The sequence below is a fragment of the Streptomyces sp. NPDC111520 genome, assembly GCF_055635295.1.
The window spans coordinates 217,689-238,469 of record NZ_JBVKBW010000010.1 but is presented as its reverse complement, the minus strand read 5'-3'; the positions used below and the strand labels follow the sequence as shown (position 1 = coordinate 238,469).

Below are 20,781 nucleotides of genomic sequence, written 5' to 3'. Positions count from 1 at the left end.
CAACCCATACGAACGGGTGAAAACACCGCGGGAACGCCCGGGGCCGGCCCGTGCTCCGGACCGGCCCCGGGCGTCGGCGACGGCGGTCAGACCCGCTTCGGGTGCGCCCGGTGCTCCCGGTGCTCCCCCCAGCTCCTGCACAGCGCCCAGATGACGAAGACGTCCACGGCGATGACGATGATCGCCCACACCGGCGTGTACGGCATCCACGCGAAGTTCACGACGATGTTGAACGCCGCCAGGGCGACACCGGCGACCCGGGCCCAGTCGGGGGCGTTCTGGAGCAGGGCGGCGCCGACCACGATGACCAGCACGCCGAGCACGAGGTGGATCCAGCCCCACGCCGTCAGGTTGAACTTGAAGACGTAGTCGCCGAGCCGGACCCAGATGTCGTCCTGGGCGATGGCCGAGATGCCCTCGAGGATCATCACGACACCGGAGACGATGAGCAGCACCCCGGCGAAGGTGGTACCGCCCGTCGCCCACCCCGAGTGCGTGCGCTCGGTGACCGGCTGTGTCTGCTGGCTCATGTGACGGCTCCCGTCCACTCGCTGCCCGGGCTCGCTGCCCGGACACTCCACACGGTCCGCCCGGCCGGTGGGTACGGCCATCCGCGCTGCGCCGTCCGGGTGACCCGCGGGCGGCGTGCCGCGGGTCGCGGGATCATCGGTGCATGGCAACCACACTCCGCCTCGCCCAGCAGCCCGAGGCCGACGCCCTGCTCTCCCGCAGTCCGCTGGCGGCCCTGGTCGGCATGCTGCTCGACCAGCAGATCCCGATGGAATGGGCGTTCTCCGGCCCGTGGACCATCGCGCAGCGCATGGGCCGCGAGGACCTCGACGCCGGTGAGATCGCGGCCTGCGACCCGGAGGCCTTCTCCGAGCTGCTCTCGCAGAAGCCCGCCGTCCACCGCTACCCGGGGTCGATGGCCAAGCGGGTCCAGCAGCTGTGCCAGTACCTCGTGGAGCACTACGACGGCGACGCCGGAGCCGTCTGGCGCGACGTCCCCACCGGCCGCGAACTGCTCACCCGGCTCAACGAGCTGCCCGGCTTCGGGAAGCAGAAGGCGCAGATCTTCCTTGCGCTGCTCGGCAAGCAGCTCGGCGTGGCACCCGAGGGGTGGCGCGAGGCGGCGGGCGCGTACGGGGAACGCGGCTCCCACCGGTCGGTCGCCGACATCACCGGCCCGGAGTCCCTGGACAAGGTGCGGGCCTTCAAGCAGGAGCAGAAGCGGGCCGCGAAGGAAGCGAAGTCCGCGAAGGAGTCCTGAGGGCCCCGCCCCTAGCGACGGCGGCGCTTGGACGTGCCGAAGAGCGACCGGGTGATCTCCCGCCCGATCTGGGTGCCGATGGAGCGGGCCAGCGACTGGAAGACGCCGCTGCCCATCACCTGTTCGACCACCCCCGTCTCCTCCCGCGGTCGCTCGCCGCGCCCGCGCCCGCTCCCGGCGGGGCCCGGCGGGGACGGCCGTACGGGGGCCGGCTCCGGCCGTCCGGCGAGCCGCTCGTACGCCGACTCCCGGTCCACCGCCTGCGCGTAGCGCCCGTACAGCGCCGAGTCCGCGACCGCGGCGTCCACCGCCGCCGGGTCGGCGGGGCCCATCAGCGACCGCGGTGCCCGCAGCCGTACCGCGGCGACCGGGGTGGGGGCGCCGTCCTCGTCGAGGACGGTGACCACGGCCTCGCCGGTGCCGAGCCCGGTGAGCAGTTCCTCCAGGTCGTACGGCGAGGTGGGGAAGGTGCGCACGGTCGCCTTGAGCGCCTTGGCGTCCTCCGGGGTGAAGGCGCGCAGCGCGTGCTGCACCCGGTTGCCGAGCTGGCCGAGCACCTCGGAGGGCACGTCCTTGGGGGTCTGCGTCACGAAGAAGATGCCGACACCCTTGGACCGGATCAGCCGCACGGTCTGCGTGATGGCCTCCAGAAACGCCTTGCTCGCCCCGGTGAAGAGCAGGTGCGCCTCGTCGAAGAAGAAGACCAGCTTGGGCCGGTCCAGGTCGCCGACCTCCGGCAGGTCCTCGAAGAGGTCGGCCAGCAGCCACATCAGGAAGGTGGAGAACAGCTGTGGCCGGTCCTGCACGGCGGGCAGCTCGAGCACGGAGACGACGCCCCGCCCGTCGCCGTCCGTCCGCAGCAACTCGGCGGTGTCGAACTCCGGCTCGCCGAAGAAGGCCCCCGCCCCCTGGGCCTCGAAGGTCGTCAGCGACCGCAGGACGACTCCTGCCGTCGCGGTGGAGACCCCGCCGATCCCCTTCAGCTCCGGCTTGCCCTCGTCGGAGGTGAGGAAGGTGACCACGGCCCGCAGGTCCTTCAGGTCCAGCAGTTCCAGGCCCTTGGTGTCGGCGTAGTGGAAGATCAGGCCGAGCGACTGCTCCTGCGTGGTGTTGAGCCCCAGCACCTTGGAGAGCAGCACGGGCCCGAAGCTCGTCACCGTGGCGCGCAGCGGGATGCCGCGACCCGTGCCGCCGAGGGCGTAGAACTCGGCGGGGCAGCCGGCCGGGGTCCAGTCCTGCCCGACCTCGGCGGCCCGCCGGGCGACGCGGTCGCCGGGCGCGCCCGGGGCCGAGATGCCGGAGACGTCGCCCTTGACGTCGGCCAGGAAGACCGGCACGCCCTGCGCGGACAGCTGTTCCGCGACGAGTTGCAGCGTCTTGGTCTTGCCGGTGCCGGTCGCGCCCGCGACGAGGCCGTGCCGGTTGAGCACCGCCAGGGGGACGCGGACGGGTGCCCCGGGCAGGGCCCGGCCCTCCCAGAGCAGGGCGCCGAGTTCGAGGGCCGGACCGGTGAAGGCGTACCCCTCGGCGATGGCCCGGGCGGCGCCGGGCAGGCTCGGCGTGGTCATCGGCTGCTCCGCTGCTCCCGCTATCACCGTATTTGCCCACCATCGCACTCCTGCGCCGTTGCTGCGCCCGTACGCCCTTGCCCGGTAGGCTTTCCGTGTGATCTTCAAGCGCATCGGAAGCGGGCGGCCGTACCCCGACCACGGCCGGAAAAGCACCCGTGAATGGGCGGACGTCGCCCCACGTCCGGTCCGCCTCGACCAGTTGGTCACCACCAAGGGCAACCTCGACCTGGAGACCCTCCTCGCCGAGGACTCGACCTTCTACGGGGACCTGTTCGCGCACGTCGTGAAATGGCAGGGCGACCTCTACCTGGAGGACGGGCTCCACCGGGCCGTGCGCGCGGCGCTGCAGCAGCGCCAGGTGCTGCACGCCCGGGTGCTGGAGATGGACTGACCTCCGGACCGCTCCGCGGGCCCGTCCGGGCGGGCGGAGCGCTTCGCCCTTTCGGGTTCAAGTCCCCCTGAATGGCCCCGATTGGTTGATCGTTTAGTACGCCCGGACGCCCGATCGCACTACGCTGCGCACATGAGCATGCTGACGCCCCCTGGCATGGGCGGGAAGTACCGGGTGACCGGGAACCAGTACCCGCGGATGCGCCGCCCCCGGAGCCGGGTACGCATCGTGGCGGTCGTCGTGACGACCGTCGCCGTGGTCGGCCTCGCCGGCTGGGGCACGCTCCAACTGGTCGACGTCTTCGGCGGCAAGTCCACGCCGTCGAAGGCCGCCGCCGTCAAGGCCGGGACCACCGCCGGGGAGCGCGCCTGCAAGACCGCGGCCCCCAAGGGGTCCGCCGGGGCCGCCCCCACCGCCTTCCCGGATCCCGGGGAACTCACGGTCAACATCTACAACGCCACCGCCAAGGGCGGTCTGGCCAAGGACACCGCGGACGAGTTCGCCGCACGCGGGTTCAAGGTGGGCACCTTCGGCAACGCCGACCCCCAGTACGACCGCAAGGTGAAGGAGGCCGCGCTCCTGATCGGCGGCCACGGGCCCAAGGCCGAGGCCGCGATGAAGCTGGTCAGCGCCCAGATCAAGGGCACCAGCACACTCAAGCCCGCGGCCGCCGGCTCCAAGCGCGCCACCGGCACGGTGGACGTGATGCTCGGCAAGGGCTTCACCAAGCTCTCCGGTGACAAGGCCGTCGAGAAGGCCCTCGCCGCCCTGGCCCGCCCGAGCGCGGCGCCGAGCGCCGGCACCTGCTGACACCGGGTACCGCGGTACCGGCGGTACGACGGAACCGGCCGCCGGGGCGTGGCGCCCCGGCGGCCGGTTCCGTGCGTCGTGGGACGGCGGGCGTCAGCCGGCCGTGCCGTAGAGGCGGTCGCCCGCGTCGCCCAGGCCCGGGACGATGTAGCCGCTCTCGTTGAGGTGGTCGTCGACCGCCGCGGTGACCACGGTGACCGGCTTGCCGGCGAGCGCGCGCTCCATCGCCTCGACGCCCTCCGGGGAGGCCAGCAGCACCACGGCCGTCACGTCGTCGGCGCCCCGCTCGATCAGCAGGTCGATGGCGGCGATCAGCGTGCCGCCGGTGGCCAGCATCGGGTCCAGGACGTACACCTGCCGGCCGGACAGGTCCTCCGGCATGCGGGTGGCGTAGGTCTTGGCCTCCAGGGTCTCCTCGTCGCGGATCATGCCGAGGAAGCCGACCTCCGCGGTCGGCAGGAGGCGCACCAGGCCCTCCAGCATCCCGAGTCCGGCCCGCAGGATCGGCACGACCAGCGGACGCGGGTGGGACAGCCGCACACCCGTGGTGTCCGCGACGGGGGTGCTGATGTCCACCTGCTCGGTGCGCACGTCACGGGTCGCCTCGTAGGCGAGCAGGGTGACCAGCTCGTCGGCCAGCCGACGGAAGGTCGGCGAGTCGGTGCGCTCGTCGCGCAGGGTGGTGAGTTTGTGCGCCACCAGGGGGTGGTCGACGACGTGGATCCGCATGTCCACGACTCTAACGTTCGGCCTGCGCCCCGGCCTGCCCGGTCCGTACGGCCGCTCAGGCTTTGAACCACCCGGTAGGGGGAATGCGTGCACTTACGCCTGGACTGTCCCGGCCGGGCACGTGGATCTCTAGGGGTGGTGCCCCATGGCGGAGCGCGGCAGCGACGGCGCCGACGCGGACGACGCGGACGACGCCCGCACGCAGCAGGAGCGCGACGCCGAACGCCGTAGGCGACGTGCCATGTTCCTGCGCGAGCTGAACGAGGCGAAGGAACTCCGTGACCGCGTCCAGCCACGCCGGGCGCGCGCGGCACGCGCGCGCCAGCAGATGCGGATGCGGACGTTCCGCTGGTAGTGCCCAGGTCGGCACAATGCCCCCACCTGGCGGGCACCGTCGGGGTCGGCGCAGCCCGCCGCGCGGAAAAAAGCCGGAAGGCCTGGCACGCGGCACGCGCGGAAGACCCTTCGCAAAGCCGAGGTTTCTGCCACGATGCCGAGTGTGGGCGGGGACCTGCGCCGGAACATTCGGCCCCCGCCCGTAAGTCCGGACGGCCTGAGACCTGTGGGAGAGTCACGGTGTACTTCGCCGCACTGCTCGCGCGCACCGAGGACGGTTGGGAAGCGCGCGAGACCGATCTCGACGATGTGGAAACCCTCGGCGACCTGACCGACTTGGCCCGGGCGGCTTCAGCCGGGGAGGATACGGTCCTGGTCTTCATCGAACAGGAGGACGCCTGGTTCGGCGTCGTCCGCGTCGACGGTGAGGAGGACCCGCGGATCTACGTGTCCGACGCCGCCACCGCGGCGCGCAGCTCGTACGGGGAGATCCTGCTCACCGACGAACTGCTGGGACGGGACCCGGAGGACCTGGACGACATCGTCGACCTCGACGGCACCGAGGAAGGTGACGCCGACGAGCTCGACGACGACGTGGTGCCCGGCCCGACGGAGGAGCACGTACCGGTGGGCCCGCTCGGGGACGCCGAGCTCCTCGCGGACTTCGGGATGAGCGACAAGGAGCTGCTGGCCCTCAGCGGCGACGGCGCGCTGACCGGGGAGGCGCTCGGGGAGATCGCCGACTCGCTGGGCTGCGCCGACGTCCTGGAGGCGGTCCGCTGACCGGTCCCGACCCGCTGCGCGACCCCTGGGTCCCCGCGATGCGCCTCGCCCTGGAGGAGGCCCGCCTCGCCCCGCGCACCGGTGACGTACCGGTGGGCGCGGTCGTGCTGTCCCCGCAGGGCACGGTCATCGGCCGCGGCCGCAACGAACGCGAGGCGGTCGGCGACCCGACCGCCCACGCGGAGGTGCTCGCCGTCCGCGAGGCCGCGAAGGCCCTCGGGGAGTGGCGGCTGACCGGCTGCACGCTGGTGGTGACCCTGGAGCCCTGCACGATGTGCGCGGGGGCCGTCGTCGCCTCGCGCCTGGAGCGCGTCGTCTACGGCGCGCTCGACGAGAAGGCCGGTGCGGCGGGCTCCCTGTGGGACCTCGTCCGCGACCGCCGGCTCAACCACCGTCCGGAAGTGATCCAGGGCGTGCTGGCCGGGGAGTGCGGTGAGCTGCTCACCGCTTTCTTCCGCTCAAAGGATTTCGGAGCACCCCCGGACGTCCGCTAAGCTCTCTCTCGGTAGCGTGTCCGAGCGGCCTAAGGAGCACGCCTCGAAAGCGTGTGAGGGGGCAACTCCTCCGTGGGTTCAAATCCCACCGCTACCGCTGCGAGTGACGAAACCGAATCGCCCGGTCCCCACGGACCGGGCGATTCGGCGTTTTCCGGCCTTCCGGACGCGCTGTGCCGAAGGTCACACGGCGAGCGGGGCGGGGCCGTGGATCACCCGTAAGGAGGCCCTCCGTCACCCGGTCTGATACGGCCATCCGGTGGATACACTCCAGCCATGGCGCAGGCGAAGAAAATCACCATGTACGTCATCGTGGCTTTCGTGCTGTATACGATCGTGACGTCGCCGGCCCGCGCAGCCGATCTCGTGCAGATAGGCTTCCAGGGCATATCGGACGCCGCAAAGGGCGTCGGGGAGTTCATGACCGCGCTGGTCAACTGACTGGCCGGGAGCCGGCGAGGAGCACAGCACCGTGATACGCCACCTGGTCCTTTTCAAGCTCAACGCCGGCGTCGAGCGCGACGACCCGCGGGTCGTGGCGGGTGTCGACGCCTTCGAGCGGCTCGGCGGGCAGATCCCCGAGCTGGCCTCCTGGGAACTGGGCTGGAACATCTCGGACCGCCCGATCGCCCACGACTTCGCCATCAACTCCTCCGTGGCGGACGCCGACGCGCTCAAGACGTACCTGGAGCACCCCGCACACCAGGCCGGGGTGGCGCTGTGGCGCGAGTTCGCCACCTGGGTGGTCGCCGACTACGTGTTCGAGTGACACCCCGCGGCGGCCCCTCGGGCCCCGCTCCAGAGGCTCAGCCCTCCGCCCGCCGGGCGGAGGGCTTTTTCATTGAGGGCCGCGCCTCACTTGCACACAGTCCACATGAATTGTGATGCTATGACCGCTTTTGCCGGATGAGTGGACCGATGAGGAGTGGCATGTCCGTGTCGGCCCGACCCGCGTCACCATCGACCTCCGGAGACGGCAGCGGGACCGGCACGACGACCGGCAGCGGCAGCAGCGGGACCGGCACGACGACCGGTGGCGGCAGCGGGACCGGCACGACGACCGGTGGCGGCAGCGGGACCGGTACGACGACCGGTGGCGGCAACCGCGAGAGGAGCACCAACAGCAACGCGGTGGAGGCGCGGGCGCTGACGCAGGTGCTGTTCGAGCAGTTGTCGGGGCTGGAACCGGGCACTCCGGAGCACGGCCGGGTCAGGGCCGCGCTCATCGAGGTGAACCTGCCGCTGGTGCGCTACGCGGCGGCCCGCTTCCGCAGCCGCAACGAGCCGATGGAGGACGTCGTCCAGGTCGGCACGATCGGGCTGATCAACGCCATCGACCGGTTCGACCCGGAACGCGGGGTGCAGTTCCCGACCTTCGCGATGCCGACGGTCGTGGGGGAGATCAAACGTTACTTCAGGGACAACGTGCGCACCGTCCACGTCCCGCGCCGGCTGCACGAGCTGTGGGTCCAGGTCAGCGGCGCCATCGAGGACCTGACGGTGGCCCACGGACGCACCCCCACCACCGCGGAGATCGCCGAGCGGCTGAAACTCTCCGAGGACGAGGTGCTGGCCTGCCTGGAGGCCGGCCGGGCGTACCACGCCACGTCCCTGGAGGCGGCCCAGGAGGGCGGCGACGGGGCCCCCGGGCTGCTGGACCGGCTCGGCTACGAGGACCCGGCCCTGACCGGCGTGGAGCACCGGGACCTGGTGCGGCACCTCCTCGTACAGCTGCCCGAACGGGAACGGCGGATCCTGCTGCTGCGCTACTTCGGCAATCTGACGCAATCCCAGATCAGTGCCGAACTCGGGGTTTCGCAGATGCACGTGTCCCGGCTGCTGTCGCGTAGCTTCGCCCGACTCCGATCCGCAAACCAGCTCGAATCGTAACCCTTGAGGACTACCCACCCCCTGAGAAATAAGTCGACATGGCGCTACAGCGCGTTGCCGACATGTGACATTCTGCGGGAACCGCGTTTGTCGCGGTCCGGCCTCCGGTATTCCAGTGGAGGAACGAACCGTCGCCCGCGACACCCGTCCGCGACCTCAAGGGGGTGGCATGTCCGTAGAAGTGGGCAGTCCGAAGGTGCTGAACACCGACGCGCCGCACGATGCTCCTGACGGCAAGGCCATCGACACCGCCGGCACCGCCGTCGCCGACACCACCGCCGTCGACAGCACGATCGAGGCCATCGACACCAGCGTCGACACCCGCACGCTGTCCCGCTCGCTGTTCCTGCGGCTCGCCGAGCTGCCGGACGACAGCCCGGAGCGGGCGTACGTGCGGGACACGCTCATCGAGCTGAACCTGCCGCTCGTGCGCTACGCGGCGGCCCGCTTCCGCAGCCGCAACGAGCCGATGGAGGACATCGTCCAGGTCGGCACGATCGGGCTGATCAAGGCGATCGACCGCTTCGACTGCAACCGCGGCGTGGAGTTCCCCACCTTCGCGATGCCCACGATCGTCGGCGAGGTGAAGCGCTTCTTCCGCGACACCTCGTGGTCGGTGCGGGTGCCGCGCCGCCTGCAGGAACTGCGGCTGGCGCTGACCAAGACCAGCGACGAGCTCGCCCAGCGGCTGGACCGCTCGCCCACCGTCTCCGAACTCGCGGCGGCGCTCGGCGTCTCCGAGGAGGACGTGGTCGACGGCCTGGCGGTCGGCAACGCGTACACCGCCAGCTCGCTGGACTCCCCGCCCCCGGAGGACGACGGCGGCGAGGGCTCGCTGGCCGACCGGCTGGGCTACGAGGACACCGCGCTGGAGGGCGTGGAGTACCGCGAGTCGCTCAAGCCGCTGCTCGCCCAGCTGCCCGCGCGGGAGCGGCGGATCATCATGCTCCGCTTCTTCGCCAACATGACGCAGTCGCAGATCGGCGAGGAGGTCGGTATCTCCCAGATGCACGTCTCCCGGCTGCTGACCCGGACCCTGGCGCAGCTGCGCGAGGGCCTGACCGCCGAGCATTAGGGGCGGGGCCAGGCGGCCGGCGGGACCGGCCGGTTACTCTCTGACGGTTCGTCAGTACACTGGCGTGATGGTGCACATACCACGGGGCCGCCGGGGCGCGCTGGCCGCAGCCTCGGCGGCCGTCGTCTGCCTGGGTGCCTTCGCCGCGCTGGGCCCGGACTGCGAGAGCAACGGCGCGGGGTACGTGGCGGCCGGTGCACCGGGCCCGCCCGGCGGCCCCGCGGTCAACGCCCCGCCCACGGATGACGTGGACCTCGTACCGCTGGACGGCCGTACGGCCGCGCCCTCCGGTCCCGGCCGCACCTCGCCCGCCGCACCGCGCGCCCCGGGCGGGGGCGGCACCGGCTCCCCGCCCGCGGCGGACGCCCCGGCGGGGCCCGGCGCCACGAGCGGCCCGCCGCGGCAGGACGGCACCGCACCGCCCGCCACCGCCACCTCCTCCGGGGACCCCACGGAGCGCCCGGCTCCCGGCGGTTCCGCTCCCGGAGACCCGACGCCCGGGACGTCCGCGCCCCCGTCCGCGCCCGGCGCTCCGGCCCGCCTGGTGGTGAGCGCGGTCGAGCGCGCGGCGGCCGGCGACCGCTGGTGCGAGAAGGTCACCGTCACCCTCACCAACACCGGCGGCCGTGCCGCGACGGCGGGCACCGTCACCTTCGGCACGCACGTCATCGGCCTGCTGGGCGTCGACTGGGCCACGGTGCGCAGCAGCCGTGCCGCGCCGGTGCCGGTGCCCGGCGGCGGCAGCGTGAAGGAGGGCTGGGAGGTCTGCGTCGAGGCCTGGCGGGTGCCACCTGGCATGCACGTCGAGACCCGGGACGTGTCCGTCGCGGACTCCTGACCCGGCCCGCCCCGCGCACGCGGAGGCGGAGGCGGGGACCGGCCCGTCCCCGGACCGGTCCCCGCCTCCCCGGGAAGGCGTGGCGGTGCGCTCAGCCGGCCAGGTAGGAGCGGATCTGGCCGAGGGTGCCGGTGTCGCTGAGGAACCCGATGTGGGTCGTGCACGCCACCAGGTGGTTGTTCGCGCCGCTCAGCGGGGTGCTGGTGTACGGGATGATGATCCCGTCGCACGGCGAGTACCAGGTCGCGTAGACCGTGCTGCCCGGCGTCTCGTCACCGCTGCTGATGGTGCGGACGAAGGACGAGCCCGGGAGCATCTCGACGCAGGACGCGTAGATCACGCAGGCCGAGGCGTAGGTGGTGCCGTGGTTCGCGCCCGCGACCGAGGCGACCCGGCGGACGGACGAGGTGCCGCCGAGCTGTGTGAGGTACCACTGGGTGACCAGGCCGCCCATCGAGTGGTTGACGATGTCGACCTTGGTCGCGCCGGTGCGGGCCAGCACCTGGCGCACATAGCCCGCCAGTCCCGCCGCGCTGGTCTTGTTCGACTGGGCCCAGTTGTACTCGTACGCGAAGAGCTCGCCGCGGCTGTAGCCGCCGGCCACGAAGACCGACTCCGCGTAGTCCCAGTTGCTCGCGCTGCCGGTGTAGCCGTGCACGAAGACCACCGGGGTGTGGGTGGCGGCGTTCGCGGTGCCCGGCGCCACGAAGGTGCCGAGGCCGACGGCGGCCGCCACGGTGAGCAGGATCGCCCATATTCGTCGCATCTGAACTCCTTGTCGTGGGGGTCGACAGGAGTCTGCGAGCGGCACGCGGGTGACGGACCGGTGGAATCACCAGTGTCGTTCCTGTCATGAACGGAACATGACGCACGGCCCTTCCCTCCCGATGGGCGCCAGCAGACACTGGCGTCATGGAGGCCGGACGGAGCCAACCCGCCGCGTGGCCGCCGGCGCTGCACGGCCGGGACCGCGAACGCGCCCTCCTGGACGCCCTGTCGGCCCGGGCCCGGCAGGGCGGGGGACGGGCGCTGCTGCTGCTCGGCGCACCGGGCACCGGACGCACCTCGCTGCTCGCGGCCGCGGCGCACGACGCGGCGGCGGCCGGCGCGACCGTGCTGCGCACCGACGGCGTACGGGCCGAGGCGCGGGTCCCGCTCGCGGGACTGCACCGCACCCTCCTGCCGCTCGCCCCGCGCGTACGGGCCCTGCCCGGACCGCACGGCGCGGCCCTGGCCGAGGTCCTCGCCGGACGGCGGCCCGCCGGGGGCGAACTCGCCCTGGGCGCCGCGCTGTCCGGTCTCGTCGCCGAACTCGCCCGCCCGGCCCCGCTGCTGTGGTGCGTGGACGACGCGCACCGGCTGGACCCCGCGACGCTGCGCGCGCTCGCCATGGCGGCGCGCCGCCTCGACGGCCTCCCGGCCACCGTGCTGTTCGCCGCCGACGACGGCTGCCCCGCCGCCTCCGTGCTGGAGGGCCTGGACGTGCTGCGCCTGGGGCCACTGCCGCCGGACGCCGCGCGCCGCACGCTCGCCGAGCGCTTCCCCGGGATGCCGCCGCACGGCGCGGACGCGGTCGCGGTGCTCGACCTGGCCGCGGGCAACCCGCTGGCCCTGGTCGAACTCGCCGCGGCGGCCCGGGAGGAGCGGCTGCCGGAACCGCCCGCGCTGCCCGAGGGGAGCCGGCTGCGCGAACGGCACCGGGAACGCTTCCGGGCGCTCACCCCCGGCGCCCGGGCCGTGGTGGCGCTGCTGCTCTGCGGCGGGCCGCTGGCCGTACCGGTGCTGGAGTCCGCGGCCCGCCGCGGCGGGCCGGGCGGCGGCGTCGAGGAGGCCCTTGCCTGCGGGCTGGTCGACGTGCGCGACGGGACGGCGACCGTGCCGGGGCGGCTGCTGCGCGCCTCGCTGGCCGGACTGCTCTCCCCCGCCGACCGGCTGGCCGCGCACGGGACGCTCGCCTCGGTGCTGGACCCCCCGGCCGCCCTGCTGTTCCGGGCGCTCCACCGGCTCGGCCGCTCGGCGGACCCCGCGCCGGGGACGGAACGGGAACTGGAGCACGCAGCCGGCGCCGCCCGCCGCTCCGCCGGCCACGCCGCGGCCGCCGCCGCGTGGGAGCGGGGCGCCGAGGCGGCCGCCCGTCCGCACACCCGGGTCCGCTGGCTGGTCGCGGCCGCCGCCGACGCGCAGGCCGCCGGGGACACCCGGCGGGCGCGCGGCCTGCTGCGCCGGGCCGGGGCACAGGGCGGCCCGGCACCCGGCGGGGCGCCGGGCGCGCTGGTCCGGGGCGAGATCGAACTGCGCGACGGGGTGCCCGCCGTGGCCTGCCGCGATCTGGCCGCCGCGGCCGCACGTTTCCCCGCCGGCCTGCGCGCACCGGCCGTACGGGCCCTGATGCTGGCCGGCGAAGCGGGCTGCGTGGCGGGCGACTTCGCCGCCTTCTTCGCCCTCGCCGACCGCGCCGACGCGCTGCGCCGCAGCGACGACCCGCCGGAACAGCGTCTGGTCTTCGACCACTTCGCGGGCCTCGCGGCGACCTTCCGGGGCCGGCACGACCGCGCGCAGTGGGCGCTGCGCCGGGTGGTCCGGCTCGCCGAGACGCTGACGGAGCCCGAGTCCGCGATCTGGGCCGCCCAGGCCGCGTACACCCTGGGGGACGCACCGAGGGCGCACGCCCTGGCGACCTCGGCCGTGCACCGGGCGCGGCGGCAGGGGGCGGGCGCGCTGGTGCCGGCGGCCCTGGTCTACGAGGCGCTGTGCGCGCTGGCGCTCGACCGGTACCCCGCGGCCGGGGCCGCCGCCGAGGAGGGGCTGCGGCTCGCGGCGGCGACCGGACAGCGCAACCTCGCCGTCGACCACCTCGCGGTACTGGCGCTGCTCGCCGCGCTGCAGGGCGACAGCGCCACCGCCGGGCTGCGGATGGCGGCCGCCGAACGCGCCGTCGCCGTACGGGGACTGGGCCGTCCCGGGGCGTTCAACAGCTGGGTGTCCGCCTGCGCGGACCTCGCCGCGGACCGGCCCGCCGACGCGCTCTCCCGCTTCGCCCGGATGCGCGGCGGCGCGGGCCAGGTGAACCTGGCGGTCCGGGGGATGGCCGCGCCCCACTTCGTCGAGGCGGCGGTGCGCTGCGGTCAGCGGGCGAAGGCGGCGGGGGCGCTGCGCGCGTACGAGAAGTGGGCGGCGGCGAGCCGCAGCAGCGTACGGCTGGCGCTGGCGCACCGCTGCCACGGCCTGCTGGCGGAGGACGACGCGAGCGCCGTGGACCACTTCCGGGAGGCGGTGCGGCTGCACCAGGACGACGGCACCGTCCTGGAACTGGCCAAGACGGAACTGTTCTACGCCTCCCGGCTGCGGCGCACCCGCCGGCCCGGCGAGGCCCGCGGCCTGCTGCGGGAGGCGGTGGCGGTGTTCCGGCAGTTCGACGCCCGTCCCTGGGCGGAACGGGCCGCGGCCGAACTGCGCGCCGCCGGGGACCGGGTGGGCCCGGTGGACCGGGAGCCCGGTGGCCGCCGGGAGCTGACGGCGCAGCAGACGAGGATCTCCGAGCTGGTGGCGCAGGGCGCCACGAACCGCGAGATCGCCGACCTGCTGCTGCTCAGCACGCGGACGGTCGAGTACCACCTGCGGAACGTCTTCAGCCGGCTCGGGGTGCGCTCACGCGTCGAACTGGCGTCGCTGTTCCGCTGAGCGGGACGGAGGCGCCGGACACGGGCGCGCGACGGCCGCCGGACGGCCGGCGACCGCCGGCGTCCTGTGCCGGTGGGGGTGGTGGGGCGCGCCGGTCAGGCGACCGCGAACCACACCACGGCGGCGATCACGACGACGGCCGCGATGACGCCGACGATCAGCCCGGTCTTGTTGCCGCCCGAGGCCTGGACCTGGGCGGGCTCCTCGTCGACGAAGGCGCGGAACATCTGGGTGTTGCCGGCCGGGTCGTAGTTGTTGTTGTCAGGGGTAGTCATGGGGCAGGACCCTAGCGAAGTCCCACGGCGAGGGTCACCCCCGGTCCGCCGTTGACGAGGGGAACAGCCGGGGAATACCGCTCGTCCCCGCCGCGTCCAAGACCACATGGCACTCATCGGCAACTCCGATCTCGACGTCTTCCCTCTCTGCCTCGGCGGCAACGTCTTCGGCTGGACCGCGGACGAGGCGACCTCGTTCGAGGTCCTGGACGCCTACGCGGAGGCGGGCGGAAACTTCGTCGACACCGCTGACGTCTACTCGGCGTGGGTCCCCGGCCACACCGGAGGGGAGTCCGAGACCGTGATCGGCTCCTGGCTCGCCAAGCGCGGCCGCCGCGACGACGTCGTCGTCGCGACCAAGGTCGGCTCCCACCCCGACTTCAAAGGCCTCAAGGCCGCCACGGTCAAGGCCGCCGCGGAGGAGTCGCTGCGCCGGCTGGGCACCGACCGGATCGACCTCTACTACACGCACTACGACGACCCCGAGACCCCGGTCGAGGAGATCGTCACCGCCCTGGACGCGCTGGTCCGCGAGGGCAAGGTCCGCCACGTCGCGGCCTCCAACATCACCCCCGAGCGGCTTGCGGCCTCGCTGGAGTTCGCCGAGCGCGAGGGCCTGACGAAGTACGTGGCGCTGCAGCAGCACTACAACCTGGTGGAGCGGGAGCAGTACGAGGCCGGCGCGGTCCCGCTGCGCGAGGTCGTCGAGGCGCACGGCCTCGGCTCCGTGCCCTACTTCGGTCTGGCGCGGGGCTTCCTCACCGGCAAGTACCGGCCCGGCGTCACGGTGGACAGCGCCCGGGCGGCAGGTGCGGGCGCCTACCTGGACTCCGAGCGCGGACCGCGGGTGCTGGCGGCGCTGGACGAGGTCGCGGCGGCGCACGGCGCGGAGCCGGCGAGCGTCGCGCTGGCCTGGCTGCGCTCCCGCCCGACCGTCGTGGCGCCGATCGCCAGCGCCCGTACGCCGCAGCAGCTGACCGCGCTGCTCGCCTCCGTGCCCCTGGAGCTGACCCCGGCGCAGCTGCAGCGGCTCACGGACGCATCCGCCTGACCTGCGACTCCCGTCCCACGGCCCGTCTCCTTGACCGGAGGCGGGCCGTTCCTTTTGGAGGTTTTTACCCGAAAGAATTTGCCTGCAGCAACCAACGTTTCCTAAGGTTGCTTGAGGCAACCAACAAGAGTCGGAGGCGAGGCGCCATGGCGACGCAGGAGCAGTTCGCGGAACTCGCGAGCCAACTGCGCGCGATCCCGGTGGTCGCCCGCGAACTCAGCCGGGCCTGTCCCCCGGAGTGCCCGCCGTCGTCACTCGGCGTGCTCTCGGTGATCAGCCGCCACGGCGAGACGCGGATGAGCCGGCTGGCCGAGCTGCTGGAGATCGACATGTCCGTCACCAGCAGACACGTGGCCCACCTCGCCGAGCGCGGCTGGATCGACCGGCTGCCCGACCCCCACGACAAGCGGTCACGGTTGCTGCGCCTGACCCCCGGCGGCGCGGACATGCTGCGCGCCGCCCAGGACCGGGTCGCCGAGGCGCTGGCCCACCACATGCGGGACTGGCCGGACGAGGACGTCAGCGAGTTCTCCCGGCTGCTGGACCGGCTGCGCAGGGACTTCGCGGCCGACTGCCGCCCCCGTACGCATTCCACGACGTGAAGAGGATGACGATGGCAACAACCGCATCACCGGCCGGTGTGCGGGGGACCGACGCCCACGCAGGACACGCGGCCCCCATGTCGCACCGGCAGATCATGGAGGCCCTGACCGGCCTGATACTCGGCTTGTTCGTGGCGATCCTCTCGTCCACGATCGTCTCCAACGCCCTGCCGAAGATCATCTCCGATCTGCACGGCGGACAGAGCGCCTACACCTGGGTCGTCACCGCCGCACTGCTCTCCACCACCGCCACGACCCCGCTGTGGGGCAAGCTCTCGGACCTGTTCAGCAAGAAGCTGCTGGTCCAGCTGGCGCTGGTGATCTACGTGGTGGGCTCGCTGGTCGCGGGCCTGTCGCAGAACGCCGGGATGCTGATCGCCTGCCGCGTCGTCCAGGGCATCGGCGCCGGCGGCCTGACCGCGCTGACCCAGGTCATCATGGCCGCGATGATCTCCCCGCGCGAGCGCGGCCGCTACAGCGGCTACCTCGGCGCGGCCTTCGCCCTCGGCACCGTCGGCGGCCCGCTGCTCGGCGGCGTCATCGTCGACACCGACTGGCTCGGCTGGCGCTGGTGCTTCTACGTCGGCGTGCCCTTCGCGGTCCTCGCGCTGATCGTGCTGCAGAAGACCCTGCACCTGCCGGTCGTCAAGCGCCGGGTCAAGGTCGACTGGGCGGGTGCCTTCTTCGTCACCGCCGCCGTCAGCCTGCTGCTGGTCTGGGTCACCTTCGCCGGCGACAAGTACGACTGGATCTCCTGGCAGACCTACGCGATGGTCGCGGGCGCGCTGCTGCTGGTCCTGGTCTTCGTCCTGGTCGAGTCCCGGGCGAGCGAGCCGATCATGCCGCTGCGGCTGTTCCGCAACAAGACCATCAGCCTGACCTCGGTCGCCTCGCTCTTCGTCGGCACCGCGATGTTCGGCGCCACGGTCTTCCTCAGCCAGTACTTCCAGCTGGCCCGCGGCGAGTCGCCGACCATGTCCGGCGTCATGACCATCCCGCTGATCGCCGGTCTGTTCGTCTCCTCCACCGCCTCCGGGCTCATCATCACCCGCACCGGGCGCTGGAAGGCGTTCCTGGTCTCCGGCGGCGTGCTGCTCACCGGCGGCCTCGCCCTGCTGGGCTCCCTGCGCGCCGACACCACGTACTGGCACCTGGCGCTCTTCATGGCGCTGCTGGGCCTCGGCGTCGGCATGATGATGCAGAACCTGGTCCTCGCCGTGCAGAACCAGGTGGGCGCGGCCGACCTCGGTGCCGCCAGTTCCGTCGTCACCTTCTTCCGCACGCTCGGCGGCGCGATCGGCGTCTCCGCGCTGGGCGCGGTGCTCGGCAACCGCGTGACCCACTACGTCAAGGACGGCCTGACCGCGCTGGGCGTGAAGTCCACCGGCCAGTCCGACGGCGCCATCCCGGACCTGGCCACGCTGCCCGCGCCGATCCGCCACGTCGTGGAGGGCGCGTACGGGCACGGCGCCGGGGACGTCTTCCTGGTCGCGGCCCCGGTGGCGTTCCTCGCGCTGCTGCTGGTGCTCTTCATCAAGGAGGTGCCGCTGAAGACCGCGAGCGGTCTGCAGCAGGCCGCCGGTGTCACCGGCGACGCCGAGCAGACCCCGGTCGTACCGGCCCAGGCCTCCGCCGTCCAGGCCGTCGCCGCGACGGCCGCCGAGGCGGCCGCCGTGACCGCGCCCGTGACACCCCCGCCGGCCGAGGGCACCACGATCCACGGCCAGGTGCGCAACTCCGACGGCACGGGCGTCGAGCGGGCGACCCTCACCCTGATCTCGCTCACCGGCCGGCAGCTCGGCCGCGCCTCGACCCGCGCGGACGGCGGGTACGAACTGACGGCGCCCGGCGCCGGCTCGTACGTGCTCATCGCCGCCGCCGACGGCCACCAGCCGCAGGCGTCGACCGTCGTGGCCGGCGAGGAGCCCGTCCCGTACGACGTGGTCCTGGCCGGCACCAGCGGGCTCACCGGCACGGTCGTCGCCGAGACGACCGGCATCCCCGTCGCGGGCGCCATGGTCGTGGTGACCGACGTCCGCGGCGAGGTCCTGGCCAGCGGTGGCACGGGAGCCGACGGCGCCTTCGGCTTCGAGGACCTGCCCGCCGGCGACTTCACCCTGGCGGTCAACGCCGCCGGCTACCGGCCGGCCGCGCTGCCGGTCGAGGTGGCGGGCAACGGGCCCACCCACGTCGAGGTCCCGCTCCGTCCCGGAGCACGCCTGCACGGCTCCGTGCTCGGCGGCACCGCGCGGACGCCGCTCCCGGAGGCCCGCGTCACGCTGATCGACGCGGCCGGGAACGTGGTGGCGACCGCCACCACCGGCACCGACGGGGCGTACGCCTTCGGCGACCTGGACGCCGGCGAGTACTCGCTGGTCGCGAGCGGCTACCCGCCGGTCGCCACCCAGGTCACCGTCGGCAACGGCGCCGCGGCCGGCCACGAGGACGGCTTCGACGTCCAGCTGAACCACCCCGAGGGGTGAACCACCGGCCGGTCCGTGCGCCGCGGAGACGCACGGACCGGCGGACGGGGGAAAGCGGGTCCGGTCCTGACCGCCGGGCAGGGGACGGCCGTGGCCGTCAGGACCGGACCCGGCCGGGGGAACACACCGAAGGCGAGCGAGGGACATGGACACGACGGCAGGAGCCGGTCTGCGCGGGCGGATCCGGACGAAGGACGGTTGGGCGGTACCGCACGCGGTCGTCACCGTCACCGACATGACCGGGCAGCAGATCGCGCGGGAGGCCGCGGACGCCGAGGGCGCCGTGCGCACCGCGGCGCTGGCCCCCGGGGCGTACACCGTGATCGTGACCGCCGTGGGCTACCGCCCGGCCGCCGCGACGGCACTGGTGACCGCCTCCGGCTCGGCCGACCTGGGGAACCTGCTGCTGGCCCGTGCGGGCGGCCTCGAACTGCCGCCGCCCGGGCCGTGGACGATCGACCCGGCGCACTCCGAGGTGGGCGCGGTCGCCCAGCACCTGGGCCTGTCCAGCGTGCACGGCCGCTTCACGGCCTTCGCCGGCCGGATCGACGTCGCGGAGCAGCCGCTCGCGTCGTCCGTCGAGGCGGTGATCGACGCCGCGTCGATCGACACGGGCAACGGCACCCGTGACGAGCACCTGCGCTCCGCCGACTTCCTCCACGTCGCCGAGCACCCGACCGTCACCTACCGCAGCACTTCGCTGGAGCCGGCCGCCGGCGACCGGTGGACCGTCCACGGCGAGCTGACGATGCGCGGGATCACCCGTCCCGTCGACCTGGACCTCGCCTACCTGGGCACCGGACCGGACCCCTGGGGCGGCGTGCGCGCCGCCTTCCGCGCGACGGCCGAACTGCGCCGCGAGGACTTCGCGATGAACTGGAACCAGGTCGTCCGGGCCGGCATCGCCACGATGGGGACGACGCTGAGGATCACCCTCGACATGCAGGCGGTCCAGGGGACGGCCCTCCCCGCCGGGTGACCGCGGGCCGCATAGGCTGCCGTCCATGGCTGCCAACATCGCGACCAACACCGACGTCGAGCTCGACCAGTTGCTGGAGTTCGTACGACCGCGCCACCGCGCCCTGCTGCTGACCACCCGCGCCGACGGCCGCCCCCAGGGCTCCCCCGTCACCTGCGGGGTCGACGACGCGGGGCGCCTGGTCGTCTCCACCTACCCCGAGCGGGCCAAGGCCCGCAACGCCCGCCGGGACACGCGGGTCTCGGTGATCGTCCTGTCGGACGACTGGGACGGCCCCTGGGTGCAGGTCGACGGCACCGCCGAGGTCATCGACACCCCCGACTCGGTCGAACCGCTCGTGGAGTACTACCGCAACATCGCGGGCGAGCACCCGAACTGGGACGAGTACCGCGCCGCCATGGTCCGGCAGGGCAAGTCCCTGGTGCGCGTGACCCCCGAGCGCTGGGGCCCGATCGCCACGGGCGGCTTCCCGGCACGGCTGGCGCCGTAACCGTAGGGGGGCGTGCGGGCGCGGTGGTGCCGGTGGGTCCTTCGGCTGTCGCACCGGTTCGCGCCCTGCGGGCGCGAGACGCCGGGAAAGCCGACCGACCGGCCCACCCACCCGCCCCCCGGGGCCTACGCCGCCTCGCCCGGTTTGATCAGGTAGCCGGCACCGCGCCGCGTGTGGATCATCGGTGTACGGCCCGCGTCGATCTTCTTGCGCAGGTAGGAGATGTACAGCTCGACGACGTTGGCCTGGCCGCCGAAGTCGTAGGACCAGACGCGGTCGAGGATCTGCGCCTTGCTCAGCACCCGGCGCGGATTGCGCATCAGGTACCGCAGCAGTTCGAACTCGGTGGCCGTGAGGTGGATGCCCTGGCCGTCGCGGCTGACCTCGTGGCTGTCCTCGTTGAGCACGAGGTCGCCCACGACCAGCAGCGAGTCCTGGCGCACGGCGGCCGCCCCGGCCCGGCGCAGCAGCCCGCGCAGCCGGGCCACGACCTCCTCCAGGCTGAACGGCTTGGTGACGTAGTCGTCGCCGCCCGCGGTGAGCCCCGCGATGCGGTCCTCGACGGCGTCCTTGGCGGTGAGGAACAGCACCGGCACGTCGGGCAGTTCGCGGCGCAGCCGGGCCAGCACCTCCAGCCCGTCCATGTCGGGCAGCATCACGTCGAGGACCACGGCGTCCGGGTGCTGCTCGCGCGCGGTGCGCAGCGCGTCGGCGCCGGTGCTCTCGGTGCGGACGACCCAGCCCTCGTAGCGCAGGGCCATGGAGAGCAGGTCGGCGAGGGCGTTCTCGTCGTCCACGACGAGTACCAGGACGGGTGTGCCGTCGGGACGCGTGAAACCGACGGCGGGAGAAGGAGACGCGGTCATGGCCGCATCCTGTGAGCCGCCCCTGAGAAGACCCTTTCCGCTGTCTGTGATTTCCCTGAGAATCGCCGGTCGCGGCCCCACCGCGCGGGACGGCCCGGCGCCCGGACGCGCCGCCGGGCGGGGAATGCCCGGGCCGCGGACCCCGTTTTGGTACGAAGGACGACATT

23 protein-coding genes and 1 tRNA gene are annotated in these 20,781 nt (G+C 73.3%); 18 read left to right on the top strand and 6 right to left on the bottom strand.

All coding sequences use genetic code 11. The annotated features are described in order from the left end of the window. Positions 1–86: 86 nt before the first annotated feature. A complete protein-coding gene (locus ACZ7MY_RS24860) occupies positions 87–530 on the bottom strand; it encodes a DUF7144 family membrane protein (RefSeq protein ID WP_499604844.1) in 444 nt (147 codons plus the stop codon). Positions 531–673: 143 nt separating this feature from the next. Here ACZ7MY_RS24860 and ACZ7MY_RS24855 point away from each other — a divergent pair, with 143 nt between their 5' ends. Next, entirely contained in the window at positions 674–1,270 is a 597-nt protein-coding gene (locus tag ACZ7MY_RS24855) for an HhH-GPD-type base excision DNA repair protein (protein WP_499604842.1), read from the top strand. A gap of 11 nt (positions 1,271–1,281) precedes the next feature. Here the strand turns inward: ACZ7MY_RS24855 and ACZ7MY_RS24850 are convergent, their stop codons facing one another. Beyond that, on the bottom strand, positions 1,282–2,838 hold the full coding sequence (locus tag ACZ7MY_RS24850; RefSeq protein WP_499604841.1) for a helicase HerA-like domain-containing protein: 1,557 nt from the start codon (positions 2,836–2,838) through the stop codon (positions 1,282–1,284). A gap of 97 nt (positions 2,839–2,935) precedes the next feature. Here ACZ7MY_RS24850 and ACZ7MY_RS24845 point away from each other — a divergent pair, with 97 nt between their 5' ends. Then, the gene (locus ACZ7MY_RS24845) at positions 2,936–3,232 is read left to right on the top strand and encodes a type II toxin-antitoxin system VapB family antitoxin (RefSeq protein WP_499513003.1); all 297 of its coding nucleotides are present in this window, start codon (positions 2,936–2,938) and stop codon (positions 3,230–3,232) included. 132 nt (positions 3,233–3,364) lie between these two features. Continuing rightward, positions 3,365–4,042, top strand: coding sequence for a LytR C-terminal domain-containing protein (locus ACZ7MY_RS24840; protein WP_499604839.1), 678 nt, complete (start codon positions 3,365–3,367; stop codon positions 4,040–4,042). 93 nt (positions 4,043–4,135) lie between these two features. Here the strand turns inward: ACZ7MY_RS24840 and upp are convergent, their stop codons facing one another. Next, on the bottom strand, positions 4,136–4,771 hold the full coding sequence (upp, locus tag ACZ7MY_RS24835; RefSeq protein ID WP_499604837.1) for a uracil phosphoribosyltransferase: 636 nt from the start codon (positions 4,769–4,771) through the stop codon (positions 4,136–4,138). A 145-nt stretch (positions 4,772–4,916) separates the two neighbouring features. Here upp and ACZ7MY_RS24830 point away from each other — a divergent pair, with 145 nt between their 5' ends. The 9 genes from ACZ7MY_RS24830 (at position 4,917) to ACZ7MY_RS24790 (ending at position 10,187) form a co-directional block, all read left to right on the top strand. Beyond that, a complete protein-coding gene (locus tag ACZ7MY_RS24830) occupies positions 4,917–5,126 on the top strand; it encodes a hypothetical protein (protein WP_499604835.1) in 210 nt (69 codons plus the stop codon). Between the two features lie 221 nt (positions 5,127–5,347). Then, positions 5,348–5,890, top strand: coding sequence for a tRNA adenosine deaminase-associated protein (locus ACZ7MY_RS24825; protein ID WP_499604833.1), 543 nt, complete (start codon positions 5,348–5,350; stop codon positions 5,888–5,890). Positions 5,891–5,928: 38 nt separating this feature from the next. Then, on the top strand, positions 5,929–6,384 hold the full coding sequence (gene tadA / locus ACZ7MY_RS24820) for a tRNA adenosine(34) deaminase TadA (RefSeq protein ID WP_499604832.1): 456 nt from the start codon (positions 5,929–5,931) through the stop codon (positions 6,382–6,384). Positions 6,385–6,394: 10 nt separating this feature from the next. Then, positions 6,395–6,481: transfer RNA gene (locus ACZ7MY_RS24815), tRNA-Ser, on the top strand. A 179-nt stretch (positions 6,482–6,660) separates the two neighbouring features. Beyond that, positions 6,661–6,825, top strand: coding sequence for a hypothetical protein (locus ACZ7MY_RS24810; protein ID WP_018558266.1), 165 nt, complete (start codon positions 6,661–6,663; stop codon positions 6,823–6,825). A gap of 31 nt (positions 6,826–6,856) precedes the next feature. Continuing rightward, positions 6,857–7,153: a Dabb family protein gene (locus ACZ7MY_RS24805; RefSeq protein WP_499604830.1), complete on the top strand. Its 297-nt coding sequence runs from the start codon at positions 6,857–6,859 to the stop codon at positions 7,151–7,153. Positions 7,154–7,314: 161 nt separating this feature from the next. Continuing rightward, complete coding sequence (locus ACZ7MY_RS24800; RefSeq protein WP_499604828.1) at positions 7,315–8,274, top strand: RNA polymerase sigma factor SigF; 960 nt, start codon at positions 7,315–7,317, stop codon at positions 8,272–8,274. 169 nt (positions 8,275–8,443) lie between these two features. Then, positions 8,444–9,349 (top strand): RNA polymerase sigma factor SigF, encoded by a 906-nt coding sequence (locus ACZ7MY_RS24795; RefSeq protein WP_499604826.1) that lies wholly within the window; start codon positions 8,444–8,446, stop codon positions 9,347–9,349. A 67-nt stretch (positions 9,350–9,416) separates the two neighbouring features. After that, positions 9,417–10,187, top strand: a complete 771-nt coding sequence (locus tag ACZ7MY_RS24790; RefSeq protein WP_499604825.1) for a hypothetical protein — start codon at positions 9,417–9,419, stop codon at positions 10,185–10,187. A gap of 91 nt (positions 10,188–10,278) precedes the next feature. On the opposite strand, the gene ACZ7MY_RS24785 is transcribed toward ACZ7MY_RS24790, so the two are convergent. After that, a complete protein-coding gene (locus ACZ7MY_RS24785; protein WP_499604823.1) occupies positions 10,279–10,953 on the bottom strand; it encodes an esterase/lipase family protein in 675 nt (224 codons plus the stop codon). A 146-nt stretch (positions 10,954–11,099) separates the two neighbouring features. Between ACZ7MY_RS24785 and ACZ7MY_RS24780 the strand changes: the two genes are divergently transcribed. Next, entirely contained in the window at positions 11,100–13,868 is a 2,769-nt protein-coding gene (locus tag ACZ7MY_RS24780) for a helix-turn-helix transcriptional regulator (RefSeq protein WP_499604822.1), read from the top strand. Between the two features lie 95 nt (positions 13,869–13,963). On the opposite strand, the gene ACZ7MY_RS24775 is transcribed toward ACZ7MY_RS24780, so the two are convergent. Further along, positions 13,964–14,143 carry a hypothetical protein gene (locus ACZ7MY_RS24775; protein ID WP_499604821.1) on the bottom strand — a complete coding sequence of 60 codons (180 nt, stop codon included), beginning with the start codon at positions 14,141–14,143 and terminating at the stop codon, positions 13,964–13,966. Between the two features lie 106 nt (positions 14,144–14,249). Between ACZ7MY_RS24775 and ACZ7MY_RS24770 the strand changes: the two genes are divergently transcribed. From ACZ7MY_RS24770 to ACZ7MY_RS24750, 5 genes are all read left to right on the top strand, one after another. Next, the gene (locus tag ACZ7MY_RS24770) at positions 14,250–15,194 is read left to right on the top strand and encodes an aldo/keto reductase (RefSeq protein WP_499604820.1); all 945 of its coding nucleotides are present in this window, start codon (positions 14,250–14,252) and stop codon (positions 15,192–15,194) included. A gap of 146 nt (positions 15,195–15,340) precedes the next feature. Continuing rightward, positions 15,341–15,796 (top strand): MarR family winged helix-turn-helix transcriptional regulator, encoded by a 456-nt coding sequence (locus ACZ7MY_RS24765; protein ID WP_499604819.1) that lies wholly within the window; start codon positions 15,341–15,343, stop codon positions 15,794–15,796. A 77-nt stretch (positions 15,797–15,873) separates the two neighbouring features. Then, entirely contained in the window at positions 15,874–18,279 is a 2,406-nt protein-coding gene (locus tag ACZ7MY_RS24760) for an MFS transporter (RefSeq protein WP_499604817.1), read from the top strand. A 145-nt stretch (positions 18,280–18,424) separates the two neighbouring features. Then, positions 18,425–19,258: a YceI family protein gene (locus ACZ7MY_RS24755; RefSeq protein WP_499604816.1), complete on the top strand. Its 834-nt coding sequence runs from the start codon at positions 18,425–18,427 to the stop codon at positions 19,256–19,258. Positions 19,259–19,283: 25 nt separating this feature from the next. Then, a complete protein-coding gene (locus ACZ7MY_RS24750) occupies positions 19,284–19,748 on the top strand; it encodes a PPOX class F420-dependent oxidoreductase (RefSeq protein WP_499604814.1) in 465 nt (154 codons plus the stop codon). A 125-nt stretch (positions 19,749–19,873) separates the two neighbouring features. Here ACZ7MY_RS24750 and ACZ7MY_RS24745 read toward each other — a convergent pair whose 3' ends face one another. Further along, positions 19,874–20,614, bottom strand: coding sequence for a response regulator transcription factor (locus tag ACZ7MY_RS24745; RefSeq protein WP_499604812.1), 741 nt, complete (start codon positions 20,612–20,614; stop codon positions 19,874–19,876). Between the last annotated feature and the right edge of the window lie 167 nt (positions 20,615–20,781).